At 70.6% G+C, this 12,136-nt stretch carries 9 protein-coding genes and 1 riboswitch; all 9 genes read left to right on the forward strand.

Annotation, left to right across the window (positions count from 1 at the left end; genetic code table 11):
- Positions 1-26 precede the first annotated feature (26 nt).
- The 9 genes from ACZ5SK_RS12665 to ACZ5SK_RS12705 all read left to right on the forward strand — a co-directional run bounded on the left by ACZ5SK_RS12665 (position 27) and on the right by ACZ5SK_RS12705 (position 11,939).
- Positions 27-2,414, forward strand: a complete 2,388-nt coding sequence (locus ACZ5SK_RS12665) for a hypothetical protein (RefSeq protein ID WP_468575949.1) — start codon at positions 27-29, stop codon at positions 2,412-2,414.
- Positions 2,411-3,751 carry a cytochrome P450 family protein gene (locus ACZ5SK_RS12670; RefSeq protein WP_468575951.1) on the forward strand — a complete coding sequence of 447 codons (1,341 nt, stop codon included), beginning with the start codon at positions 2,411-2,413 and terminating at the stop codon, positions 3,749-3,751. The genes ACZ5SK_RS12665 and ACZ5SK_RS12670 overlap by 4 nt, the downstream gene beginning before the upstream one ends.
- Before the next feature lie 201 nt (positions 3,752-3,952).
- Positions 3,953-5,056: a LysM peptidoglycan-binding domain-containing protein gene (locus ACZ5SK_RS12675; protein ID WP_361705828.1), complete on the forward strand. Its 1,104-nt coding sequence runs from the start codon at positions 3,953-3,955 to the stop codon at positions 5,054-5,056.
- Between the two features lie 204 nt (positions 5,057-5,260).
- A riboswitch (cyclic di-AMP (ydaO/yuaA leader) is annotated at positions 5,261-5,431 on the forward strand.
- A 3-nt stretch (positions 5,432-5,434) separates the two neighbouring features.
- A complete protein-coding gene (locus ACZ5SK_RS12680) occupies positions 5,435-6,142 on the forward strand; it encodes a transglycosylase family protein (RefSeq protein WP_334579376.1) in 708 nt (235 codons plus the stop codon).
- Between the two features lie 414 nt (positions 6,143-6,556).
- On the forward strand, positions 6,557-7,849 hold the full coding sequence (gene eno, locus ACZ5SK_RS12685) for a phosphopyruvate hydratase (RefSeq protein WP_334579377.1): 1,293 nt from the start codon (positions 6,557-6,559) through the stop codon (positions 7,847-7,849).
- A 121-nt stretch (positions 7,850-7,970) separates the two neighbouring features.
- The gene (locus ACZ5SK_RS12690; RefSeq protein ID WP_334579378.1) at positions 7,971-8,447 is read left to right on the forward strand and encodes an FtsB family cell division protein; all 477 of its coding nucleotides are present in this window, start codon (positions 7,971-7,973) and stop codon (positions 8,445-8,447) included.
- A 26-nt stretch (positions 8,448-8,473) separates the two neighbouring features.
- Positions 8,474-9,100 (forward strand): DUF501 domain-containing protein, encoded by a 627-nt coding sequence (locus tag ACZ5SK_RS12695; RefSeq protein ID WP_361705821.1) that lies wholly within the window; start codon positions 8,474-8,476, stop codon positions 9,098-9,100.
- A complete protein-coding gene (locus tag ACZ5SK_RS12700) occupies positions 9,097-10,056 on the forward strand; it encodes a Ppx/GppA phosphatase family protein (protein ID WP_334579380.1) in 960 nt (319 codons plus the stop codon). The genes ACZ5SK_RS12695 and ACZ5SK_RS12700 overlap by 4 nt, the downstream gene beginning before the upstream one ends.
- A gap of 479 nt (positions 10,057-10,535) precedes the next feature.
- Positions 10,536-11,939 carry an NAD(P)/FAD-dependent oxidoreductase gene (locus ACZ5SK_RS12705; RefSeq protein WP_334579381.1) on the forward strand — a complete coding sequence of 468 codons (1,404 nt, stop codon included), beginning with the start codon at positions 10,536-10,538 and terminating at the stop codon, positions 11,937-11,939.
- Positions 11,940-12,136: the final 197 nt, after the last annotated feature.

Below are 12,136 nucleotides of genomic sequence, written 5' to 3' on the forward strand. Positions count from 1 at the left end.
CGGGCTGCGGGGCGCGGGGGGCTTGTATGGGCAGGGAAGACGAGTTGGACGAGCTGGACGAGCTGGCCTCCAAGGGTGCGGAGGTGCTGGAGGCGGGGCTGCGGTCTGAGCAGCGGGAGACGGTGCGCTGGGCGTTCCGGAAGTGGCTCGCGGACCACACGCCCACCTCGCTGGACCGGATCCTCGCCCCTCTCCCGCCCGACAAGTCCCGGCACTTCAAGGTCGGTTACTTCCGCGGCTACTTCCGTGAGGCCCTCTCCGGCACGGGAGGCCAGGAAGCGGCGGCAGACCTGAGGGCGCTGATGGCCGACCTGCCGGAGCTCCAGCAGCCGACCGAGTCCGAGTCCGCGGCCGAGACCGCCCACGGATTCTTTCCGGGCGGCACCGTCCCCGGATTCCCTCCGGGCGACACCGTCCCCGGGATCCCTCCGGGCGACATCGTCGGCTTCTACGGCGGGGACTACCGCGGCCCCGTCGTGGGCGTCCTGAACCAGACGACCTACGCCTCGCCGCCCGGCGTCTTCATCGTGCCGGACCCCGGCAACTGGCCCGCGGTTCAGGACGCCGACCCGGTGACGCTCGGCGTCCGGCCCACCGAGCGGTACTACGGGGAACCCGGCCTGCCGCCGTATGTTCCCCGTGATCTCGACGAGCGGCTGCGCGGCTGGAGCGCGCAGTACCGGCTGCTGGTGATCACGGGCGGACCGCTCACGGGCAAGTCGAGGACGGCCTGGGCCGCCGTGGTCGGCGACCTGGACCCCCGCGCCCGGGTGTATGCGCCCGCCCACGGCACCGACCTGCGCGGACTGCCTGCCCTGCTGCGCGGTCGGCAGGGCACGTACGTGCTGTGGCTGGACGAGTTGGAGCACCACCTCGGCGAACACGGGCTGACCCTGGGCCTGCTGGCCGAGTTGAAGGCGCTGGGCGTCCCGGTGGTGGGCACGATGAGCGACGACGCGTACGAAACGCGCCGCTTCGCGCCCGGACCGGCGTCCCAGGTGCTCAGTCTGGCCCGGTCGGAGCGGGTGAGCTCCACGTGGACTCCCCAGGAGCTGAGCCGGCTCCGCGCCGCGTTCGACGCCCGGCTCGATGAGGCCGAGCGGTGGCGCGGCGCGACCGGAGTCACCCAGTACCTGGCCATCGGCGCGGAACTCAGGGAACTGTGGCACCGCTCCGGCCTCTCCAACAGCCGTCACCCGTACGGGAATCTGCTGATCCGGGCCGCGACGGACCTGGCCCGCTGCGGGGTCACCGGGGACATCCCCCGGCGGCTGCTGCACGAGGCCTGCCAGTGCTATACGGCGCGGCAGCCGGCCGGGCGGCTGGAGCGGCAGTCGTTCCAGGAGGCGCTGGACTGGGCCCGGGAGCTGCGCCACGACGTCACCGGGTTGCTGGTGCCCGGAGCGTCGCGTCGGGTGGGGGACAGCGACGAGACCTGGCGGCCGTACGGCTCACTCGTCGTCGACGCCGAGCGGGCCTCGTCGGGGACGGGCATCCCGACCGCCGTCTGGCGCTGCGCGCTGGCGGGCACGGCGTACGACGCCGAGGTGCACCGCAATGTGCGGACGACCGCGCACGCCGTCTTCGCGGTCCGTGCGGAGGACGGCGACGCCGAGGCCATGCACATGCTCGGCCTGCTCGCCGAGGACGACGAGGACGAGGCCACGGCGCTGGAGTGGTTCCGCAAGGCCGTGGACGCGGGCAAGAAGGAGCTGTCCGGGCGGCTCGGCGAGCTGCTGCTGGCGAGGGGAGAGGCGGAGCAGGCGCTGCCGTATCTGCGGGCGGCGGCGGAGGGGAAGCCGGGCGGCCAGGAGATGAGGCTGGTCGGCGAGGCCCACCTGGCCCTGGCCGAGCAGGCGCTGCGCGAGGCCGTGAGCGGGGGTGACATGGCGGCGGCACACCGGCTGGGTGACCTGCTGCTGGGGCGGGGCAAACTGAGCCAGGCGTCGTACTACTACATGGAGGCCGAAGGGCAGGGGTACGCCCCGGTCGCCCGTAGCGCGGCCGTCTACTTCCTGTTGCGCCACGAGAGCGAGATCGCCGAGGTGCTGCTCACCCGTGCCGCCGCGGAGGGCGACAAGGAGGCCGCTCGTCTGCTGAACGACGCGCAGGAGCCGAGCGGGAGCCTGACGGACGCCGCGGAGTACTTCGCGTCCGGCCACCCGCTGGACGCCGCCCACCTCGGGGCCGTGACGGAGAAGGCGGGATTGCCGGAGCAGGCCCGCGGTCACTACGAGCAGGGGTGTGCGAACGGTGATCCCTACGCCGCCTACCGCCTGGCGTCCCTCCTCGACAAGCAGGGCGATCCCGCCGAAGCCGTCCTCTGGTACGGCAAAGCCGCCGACATGGGTCACCCGGGCGCGAGGAAGGCGCTCGCAGAGCGCGTCGAGGACCCCGCTACCGTCGAGGAGTGACCAACCAGCCCCGCCCTCCGACGGACATCCCGACGGACACCCCGACCGGCACCCCGACCGACACTCCGTCGGCTCCCACCCTCTTCACCTGGGAGTTCGCCACCGACCCCTACCCCGCCTACGCCTGGCTGCGCGAGCATGCGCCCGTGCACCGCACCCGGCTGCCCAGCGGGGTCGAGGCATGGCTGGTCACCCGTTACGCCGACGCCAAACAGGCCCTCGCCGACCAGCGGCTGTCCAAGAACCCCGCGCATCACGACGAGCCCGCCCACGCCAAGGGCAAGACCGGCATCCCCGGTGAGCGCAAGGCCGAGCTGATGACGCATCTGCTCAACATCGATCCGCCGGACCACACCCGGCTGCGACGGCTCGTCAGCAAGGCGTTCACGCCGCGCCGGGTCGCCGAGTTCGCGCCCCGCGTCCAGGAGCTGACGGATCGTCTGATCGACGGGTTCGCCGCCCGGGGAGAGGCCGACCTGATCCACGACTTCGCCTTCCCCCTCCCCATCTACGCCATCTGCGACCTTCTGGGCGTTCCCCGCGAGGACCAGGACGACTTCCGTGACTGGGCGGGGATGATGATCCGGCACGGCGGCGGGCCCCGCGGCGGGGTCGCGCGGTCGGTGAAGAAGATGCGCGGCTACCTGCTGGAGCTGATCCACCGCAAGCGCGCCGAGCTCCCCGCCGACCCGGTCCCCGGCGAGGACCTCATCTCGGGCCTGATCCGCGCCTCCGACCACGGCGAGCACCTCACCGAGAACGAGGCCGCGGCCATGGCCTTCATCCTTCTCTTCGCCGGCTTCGAGACCACCGTCAACCTGATCGGCAACGGCCTCCACGCCCTGCTTTCCCACCCGGAGCAGCGGGCGCGGTTGCAGACATCCCTCGCGGCCGGGCAGCGGGACCTGCTGGCGACGGGCGTGGAGGAACTCCTGCGCTACGACGGTCCCGTGGAGCTCGCCACCTGGCGGTTCGCGACCGAGCCGCTCAGCATCGGCGGGCAGGACATCGCGCCCGGCGACCCCGTGCTCGTCGTCCTGGCGGCCGCCGACCGCGACCCGGCCCGCTTCAACGCCCCCGACACGCTCGATCTCTCCCGTCGCGACAACCAGCATCTCGGTTACGGCCACGGCATCCACTACTGCCTGGGCGCCCCGCTGGCCCGGCTGGAGGGCCAGACGGCGCTGGCCACGCTGCTGACCCGGCTGCCCGACCTTCGACTGGCCGTGGATCCGGCCGACTTGAGGTGGCGTGGCGGGCTCATCATGCGGGGGCTGCGGACCTTGCCCGTGGAGTTCACTCCTGTGCAGTGCGAGCCCAGTCCGAGGGCACTCTGAGTGCATTTCTGACCGCACGCCAGCCGGACTGTGACCATTCGGGGAAGCGAAGGTGACCGATCCTCAACTTTGTGATCTTCACGTGATCTGCGCGGCATTAACTTGTGACAAGTGATCGTCTGCCGATACGTTCACTCGTCAGCGCGACGCGTCAGTCTCACCCGCCGCGCCGGTACTGCTGTCCAGAGAAAGGCCCCTCGCATGCTCTCCGGGAACGGTCGACACCGTCGCCCCCGCCAAGCCCCGGCGCTGCTCGTCGCGGCCGGAGTGACGGGCTCCGCCATCGCCATCCCGCTGCTCGCCGCCTCGGGCGCGAGTGCGGCCGACGGCACGGTGTGGGACAAGGTGGCGCAGTGCGAGACCGGCGGCTCGTGGAGCGCCGACAAGGGTGACGGCGAGTACGGCGGCCTGAGTCTGACCCAGAAGCAGTGGGAGACGTACGGGGGGCTCGACTTTGCGACGCGCCCCGACCTGGCCAGCCGCAACCAGCAGATCGCGGTGGCGCAGAAACTGCTCGCGGCCGAGAACATCGGCGCCTGGGGCACCTGTGGGCTGACCTCCGGGCTCACCCAGTCGAACGGCGCGCTGAACGTGGACACCGGCGTGGCGGACGACTCGTCCGACTCGTCTGCCTCCTCCGGATTGTCCGACCTGTCCAGGGGGTTGTCGGGCTCGTCGGGATCGTCCGGCTCCACGGGTTCCTCGAACTCTTCGGGCAGCGGTGACGGTTCGACCGGTTCGACTGGTTCCTCCGGGTCATCCGGCTCGTCCGGGTCATCCGACTCGTCCGGCAATTCATCGAGTTCACCCTCGGCGTCGCCTTCGTCCCCTTCGTCCTCCTCGTCCTCTTCCTCCCCGGGTGCGGGCGGCTCCATCGGCGCCGGCACGTCCGGCGGCTCCGGCGGTCAGGGTGACGCGCAGGCGACCGGCGGCTCGCCCACCGGGGTCCCGAAAGCGGACGACCCGGACAAGTCGGTCCAGGATGCGGGCTCTTGGAGCCTCGTCGACACCGGCTCCCTCGGCTCGGGCCGGCATCGCGGCGCCACCGCCGACGAGAACGCGACCAAGGGCGCGGCCGTCGACGATGCCGACGCCGCCGCCGTCGACGGCACCAAGACCGCCTCCGCCGGCCGGCACGCCGCGGCCACCTACGTCGTCCAGGAGGGCGACTCGCTCGCCTCCATCGCCGACTCCCTTGGCCTCGACGGCGGATGGCGCGCCCTCTATGCCGAGAACAAGGGCCTCATCGGTGCCGACCCGAGCGACATCGTCCCCGGTCAGACCCTCGACACAGGGGTTGAATAGGGCGCAAAACCCAAGAAAAACAGCGGGAGTTCACGTCACGCTTCGCGCCGAATGTCCGGTTTGGTGAAAGTGTGGGATGAGTCTCAGAAGCCCTGATCGTCTTTGAAATTCCGCGGATCGCGTGTCTACGGTCGTCCCGCTCGGCAACCCGAGCCCCGGCCGTCGCAACGCCGAATCCTGCCAGTGGCAGCCCGGGAACAGTCGTCGCGTCAAGCGCCGTAGGCAGGAGCGGGGGACCCAAGGTAAGCGCCGCACCGGGCAGTTGACCGGAGCGGCTTGGGGTGAAGCCGCGCCTCGTGAAAGCGAGAGCGTGGCCGGGCAACTCAACCGGCCCGAACCCGACAGCTCACCTCGCAGGCGTCGGTGAGGGGATCCACCATGCTGTTTTCCGGCAAGGGCAAGCACCGCCGTCCGTCCAAGGCCACCCGTGTCGCCGCGCTGGCCGGCGTCACCGGCGTCGCCATCGCCGCCCCGCTGATGGCGGCCGGCAGCGCCTCCGCCGCCACCGCCTCCGAGTGGGACGCGGTCGCCCAGTGCGAGTCCGGCGGCAACTGGTCCATCAACACCGGCAACGGCTACTACGGCGGCCTGCAGTTCTCCGCCTCCACCTGGGCCGCCTACGGCGGTACGCAGTACGCCGCGCAGGCCAACCAGGCCTCCAAGTCGCAGCAGATCGCCGTCGCCGAGAAGGTCCTCGCCTCCCAGGGCAAGGGCGCCTGGCCGGTCTGCGGCACGGGCCTGTCCGGCGCCGCCTACAACGGCAGCAGCTCCTCCGGCTCGTCGAGCAGCACCGGCGGCTCCAGCTCCAGCGGCTCGGACAGCAGCGCCGGCACCCGCTCGACCGAGAACCAGAGCGCCTCCCGCTCCACCGACCGCCCGGCCGCCTCCAAGACGGTCACCACGCCGACCGGCAAGAAGGTCAAGAAGGGCGACGGCGAGTACAAGGTCGTCAAGGGCGACACCCTCAGCTTCATAGCCGAGAAGCACAAGGTCAAGGGCGGCTGGCAGAAGCTGTTCCAGCTGAACAAGGACATCGTCGCGGACGCCGACCTCATCTACCCGGGTCAGCAGCTGCACCTGAAGTGATCCCCGGCTCCCAGAGCGGACCCAGAGAAGCCACAGCGCCCTCACATCCGAGGTCGGCACACTGAAGACCTCGTGAGGGTCACCCCCGTCCCCACGGGCTCCCCGCTCCGGTGCGTGTTCCCCCGTACGCACCGGAGCGGGGTTTCTCTTTGCCCGCTCGCCCCGCCGCCCCCTCTCTTGCCGCCCGCTCGCCCCGCCGCCCCCTCTCTTGCCGCCCGCTCTCTTCGCCGTCCCCCTCTCCCCGCGCGCTTTCTTCGCCTGTTTGTCATCCCCTCTTTGTTCCGAGCGGGAACAATGTGTACGGTCAGTTCGTCCACAGGGCGGTCGGTCGGCTGCCGACGCCCGTCGGGCGGTTAGGCTCTAGTCGCAAGGCCCACGGGCCCCGCACTCTCAGCGTCACATCCCAAGAAGGAGATGCTCGTGCCGTCCATCGACGTCGTCGTAGCCCGGGAAATCCTCGACTCGCGAGGGAACCCCACCGTCGAGGTCGAGGTCGGCCTCGACGACGGCAGCACCGGTCGTGCCGCCGTCCCGTCCGGCGCCTCCACCGGCGCCTTCGAGGCCATCGAGCTGCGCGACGGTGACCCGAACCGCTACCAGGGCAAGGGTGTCGAGAAGGCCGTCCTCGCCGTCATCGAGCAGATCGGCCCGGAGCTCGTCGGCTACGACGCCACCGAGCAGCGTCTGATCGACCAGGCCATGTTCGACCTGGACGCCACCGACAACAAGGGCTCGCTCGGCGCCAACGCCATCCTCGGCGTCTCCCTCGCCGTCGCCCACGCCGCCTCCGAGGCCAGCGACCTTCCGCTCTTCCGCTACCTGGGCGGCCCCAACGCGCACCTGCTGCCGGTGCCGATGATGAACATCCTGAACGGCGGCTCGCACGCCGACTCCAACGTGGACATCCAGGAGTTCATGATCGCCCCGATCGGCGCGGAGTCCTTCTCCGAGGCCCTGCGCTGGGGCACCGAGGTCTACCACACCCTCAAGAAGGTGCTGAAGGCCAAGGGTCTGTCCACCGGCCTCGGCGACGAGGGCGGCTTCGCCCCGAACCTCGGCTCCAACCGCGAGGCCCTCGACCTCATCCTCGAGGCCGTCAAGGAAGCCGGTTACGCGCCGGGCGAGCAGATCGCGCTCGCGCTCGACGTCGCCGCGTCCGAGTTCTACAAGGACGGCAAGTACCAGTTCGAGGGCAAGGACCGCTCCGCCGCCGAGATGACGGAGTACTACGAGGAGCTTGTGGCGGCCTACCCGCTCGTCTCCATCGAGGACCCGCTGTTCGAGGACGACTGGGCCGGCTGGAAGGTCCTCACCGACAAGCTCGGCGACAAGGTCCAGATCGTCGGCGACGACCTGTTCGTCACCAACCCCGAGCGTCTCGCCCGCGGCATCGAGGAGGGCGCCGCGAACGCCCTGCTCGTCAAGGTGAACCAGATCGGCTCGCTCACCGAGACGCTGGACGCCGTCGAGCTGGCCCAGCGCAGCGGCTTCAAGTGCATGATGTCGCACCGCTCCGGTGAGACCGAGGACGTCACCATCGCCGACCTCGCCGTCGCCACCAACTGCGGCCAGATCAAGACCGGCGCCCCGGCCCGCTCCGAGCGCGTCGCCAAGTACAACCAGCTGCTGCGCATCGAGGAGATCCTCGACGACGCCGCGGTGTACGCGGGCCGCTCGGCCTTCCCCCGGTTTCGCTCCGCGCACTGACAAGCACCGCAAGAGCTGACCCTTACGGGGTCAAGCCTTAGCCAGTCGTACGTACGTCCCCGTACTCGGTCCCGTACCGTGTGCGGGGACGTACGCACATGGGAGACGGGAGGCGGGGGACATGGCCGTGAAGGACCGGGACCGGTTCTCCACCGCGACGAGGATCAAGCTGCTCGGGGAGCAGACCGCGGCCCGGGTCTACCGCTCCCAGACCAAACGCCAGGCCCGCCGCTCCCGCCTCACCGGCCGCGCCGCGCTGCTCGCCCTCGTCCTGTGCACGCTGATCGTCGCCCTGGCCTACCCCATGCGCCAGTACGTCTCCCAGCGCGCCGAGATCGCCGACCTGGAGCGCGAGAAGCAGCAGGCCGGCGAACGCGTCGAGCAACTGCGCGACCTCAAGGCGCGCTGGCAGGACGACGCGTACGCCGAGCAGCAGATCCGGCAGCGCCTGCACTATGTGTTGCCGGGGGAGACCGGCTACGTCGTGATCGACCCGGACGCGGCCAGGCAGTCCCGCGCCGATCTCGGGGCGGCCGACCGCCCCTGGTACACGAACGTCTGGGACGGCGTCGACAAGTCGGACGCCTCCGACCACTGAACCGACAGAGAGACAATCCCGGAAGTATGGAAACTCCCCCGCCGACCACCCCGCGCACCGAGCCCACCGACGCGGACGTCGAGGCCTTCAAGCAGCAGCTCGGACGCCCGCCGCGCGGCCTGCGCGCGATCGCGCACCGCTGCCCGTGCGGTCAGCCGGACGTCGTCGAGACGGCCCCCCGCCTGCCCGACGGCACCCCCTTCCCGACGCTGTACTACCTGACGTGCCCGAAGGCCAACTCGGCGATCGGCACGCTCGAGGCGAACGGCGTGATGAAGGAGATGACGGAGCGGCTGCAGGCCGACCCGGAGCTGGCCGCCGCCTACCGTGCCGCGCACGAGGACTACATCCGGCGCCGGGACGAGATCGAGGAGCTGAAGAACTTCCCCAGCGCGGGCGGCATGCCGGACCGGGTGAAGTGCCTGCACGTCCTCGTGGCGCACTCCCTGGCGGCCGGCCCGGGCGTGAACCCGCTCGGCGACGAGGCTTTGGCGATGCTTCCGCAGTGGTGGCGCAAGGGGGCCTGTGTGACGCTCTCCGGGCCGCCGACCGGCGAGGGATGGCAGGTGCACGTCTCCGAGGACGGTGCGGGCCACTTCGCCTTCAGGCCCGTCGACCAGGACGCGAAGCCGGGCGAGGGAGACGCCCGATGAGCCGTGTCGCCGCCGTCGACTGCGGCACGAACTCCATCCGCCTCCTCGTCGCCGACGCCGACCCGGTCACGGGTGAACTGGTCGAGCTGGACCGCCGGATGACGATCGTCCGCCTCGGCCAGGGCGTCGACCGCACCGGCCGGCTCGCGCCCGAGGCGCTGGAGCGGACCTTCGCCGCCTGCCGCGAGTACGCGGCCGTCATCAAGGAACTGGGCGCGCAGCGGGTGCGCTTCGTCGCCACCTCCGCCTCCCGGGACGCCGAGAACCGCGACGAGTTCGTGCGCGGCGTGCTGGACATCCTGGGCGTCGAGCCCGAGGTCGTCACCGGCGACCAGGAGGCCGAGTTCTCCTTCACCGGCGCGACGAAGGAACTGGCGGGCCGCGACGACCTCACCAAGCCCTACCTGGTGGTGGACATCGGCGGCGGCTCGACCGAGTTCGTCGTGGGCGAGGAGCACGTACAGGCCGCCCGCTCGGTCGACGTCGGCTGTGTGCGGATGACGGAGCGGCACCTGGTCGTGGACGGCGAGGTCGCCGACCCGCCGACGTCCGAGCAGGTCGCGGCGATGCGCGCCGACATCGAGGCGGCCCTCGACCTCGCCGAGGAGACGGTCCCGCTGCGCGCGGCGCACACCCTGGTCGGCCTGGCCGGCTCGGTGACGACGGTCTCGGCGATCGCCCAGAACCTCCCCGAGTACGACTCGGCGGCCATCCACCACTCCCGTGTCTCGCGCGACAAGGTCCGCGAGATCGCCGAGTGGCTGCTGCGCTCCACGCACGCGGAGCGCGCGGCGGTGGGCGCGATGCACCCGGGCCGGGTCGACGTGATCGCGGCGGGCGCCCTCGTCCTCCTGTCGATCATGGAGCGGATCGGTGCGGAGGAGGTCGTGGTGAGCGAGCACGACATCCTCGACGGCATCGCGTTCAAGGTGGCGGAGGACGCCGAGCAGGCGTGAGAGCGGCAGGGGCGCGGGGCGAAACGCTGGAGAAGCGGGCCCTCGGGGGCACTCTGCTGAGCAGCGCGAATGACGCATGAGCGGGCCCGGCGGCCTTCGCGAGGCCCCGAAACGGTTCTCCTCGACAGGCCGCCGGAAAACTTCGTGAAGTTCTTCACAAGGAATTCGGCCCCGTCGGAGGATGAAGTGAGTCCGGTTGACCCTTCCGAGGGCCCAACCCTTGTGTGAACGTGTTCAAAAGAGGCAGGCGCGGACGTTTCGCGGCCGGGTCCGACGAGGCTTCCACGACCGCCTCACGGAGGCCCTCCAGGCCCGGAGAGGCAGCTCACGCGGCATTGACAACGGCACCCCGGGTGCACAGGTTCCCGTTCCGCGCCATGACGTGGATCACGGAGCCGCGGGAGGATAGCACACACCCTCCACAAGCTTGTGAAGGGGCGCACGAGCGACCCCCCTGGAGCGGGTGGATACTCGATGGCATGAGCACCACGGAGCGTCCCAGGATCCTCGTAGTAGGCGGTGGGTACGTAGGCCTGTACGCAGCTCGGCGCATTCTCAAGAAGATGCGCTACGGCGAGGCGACCGTCACGGTCGTCGACCCCCGGTCGTACATGACCTACCAGCCCTTCCTCCCCGAAACCGCCGCCGGCAACATCTCCCCGCGTCACGTCGTCGTCCCGCTGCGACGCGTGCTGCCCAAGGCGGAGGTTCTCACCGGCCGGGTCACCACCATCGACCAGGACCGCAAGGTCGCCACGATCGCCCCGCTGGTCGGCGAGGCGTACGAGCTGCCCTTCGACTACCTGGTGATCGCGCTCGGCGCGGTCTCCCGCACCTTCCCGATCCCCGGCCTCGCCGAGCAGGGCATCGGCATGAAGGGCGTCGAGGAGGCCATCGGCCTGCGCAACCACGTCCTTGAGCAGCTGGACAAGGCCGACTCCACCACCGACGAGGAGATCCGCCGCAAGGCGCTCACCTTCGTCTTCGTCGGCGGCGGGTTCGCCGGCGCGGAGACCATCGGTGAGGTCGAGGACCTGGCCCGCGACGCGGCCAAGTACTACAAGACGGTGTCCCGCGAGGACATGCGCTTCATCCTCGTCGACGCCGCGGACAAGATCCTGCCCGAGGTCGGCCCGAAGCTCGGCCAGTACGGCAAGGAGCACCTGGAGAGCCGGGGCGTGGAGATCTACCTCTCCACCTCGATGGACTCCTGCGTCGACGGCCACGTCGTCCTGAAGAACGGCCTCGAGGTCGACTCCAACACGATCGTGTGGACCGCCGGCGTCAAGCCCAACCCGGTCCTGGCCCGCTACGGCCTCCCGCTGGGCCCCCGCGGCCACGTCGACACCGCCCCCAGCCTCCAGGTCCAGGGCACCGACTACATCTGGGCCGCCGGCGACAACGCCCAGGTCCCGGACGTCGCCGCCCGCAAGGCCGGCGTCGAGAACGCCTGGTGCCCGCCGAACGCGCAGCACGCGCTGCGTCAGGCGAAGGTCCTCGGCGACAACGTGATCTCCGGTATGCGGGGCTTCCCGCAGAAGGACTACGAGCACTCCAACAAGGGTGCGGTGGCGGGCCTCGGCCTCCACAAGGGCGTCGCGATGATCGTCATGGGCAAGATGAAGATCAAGGTCAAGGGCCGTCTCGCCTGGTACATGCACCGTGGCTACCACGGCATGGCGATGCCGACGTGGAACCGCAAGATCCGCGTCTTCGCCGACTGGACCCTCGGCATGTTCCTCAAGCGCGAGGTCGTCGCCCTCGGCGCCCTGGAGTCCCCGCGCGAGGAGTTCTACGAGGCCGCGAAGCCGGCCCCGGTCGCCGCCAAGCCGGCCGCCGAGAAGAGCGAGAAGGCCGAGAGCGAGAAGGCCAAGGCCTCCTGACCTCGGTCACCCGACCCGCGGTCCGCTGACCGCCGGTCACCGAAACACCCCCGAAGGGGCCGTCCGCCATCCGTGGTGCGGGCGGCCCCTTCGGCGTGTCCGCCGCCGTGCCGGCGGGCGGGCGTGGAGTTTGCCCAGCTGTAACGCGCATGGGGGACTGCGCTGCGGCTTCGCTGGTGTTTACGTGGTGTCAGGAC

The organism is Streptomyces sp. NPDC031474 (assembly GCF_055581185.1).

Excerpts from the sequence above, each read along its gene's own strand:
- ACZ5SK_RS12690 (WP_334579378.1), top strand. The coding sequence starts at position 7,971 with ATGGCCGTGAAGGACCGGGACCGGTTCTCCACCGCGACGAGGATCAAG.
- ACZ5SK_RS12705 (WP_334579381.1), top strand. The coding sequence starts at position 10,536 with ATGAGCACCACGGAGCGTCCCAGGATCCTCGTAGTAGGCGGTGGGTAC.
- ACZ5SK_RS12695 (WP_361705821.1), top strand. The coding sequence starts at position 8,474 with ATGGAAACTCCCCCGCCGACCACCCCGCGCACCGAGCCCACCGACGCG.
- ACZ5SK_RS12665 (WP_468575949.1), top strand. The coding sequence starts at position 27 with ATGGGCAGGGAAGACGAGTTGGACGAGCTGGACGAGCTGGCCTCCAAG.
- ACZ5SK_RS12700 (WP_334579380.1), top strand. The coding sequence starts at position 9,097 with ATGAGCCGTGTCGCCGCCGTCGACTGCGGCACGAACTCCATCCGCCTC.
- ACZ5SK_RS12675 (WP_361705828.1), top strand. The coding sequence starts at position 3,953 with ATGCTCTCCGGGAACGGTCGACACCGTCGCCCCCGCCAAGCCCCGGCG.
- ACZ5SK_RS12680 (WP_334579376.1), top strand. The coding sequence starts at position 5,435 with ATGCTGTTTTCCGGCAAGGGCAAGCACCGCCGTCCGTCCAAGGCCACC.
- eno (WP_334579377.1), top strand. The coding sequence starts at position 6,557 with ATGCTCGTGCCGTCCATCGACGTCGTCGTAGCCCGGGAAATCCTCGAC.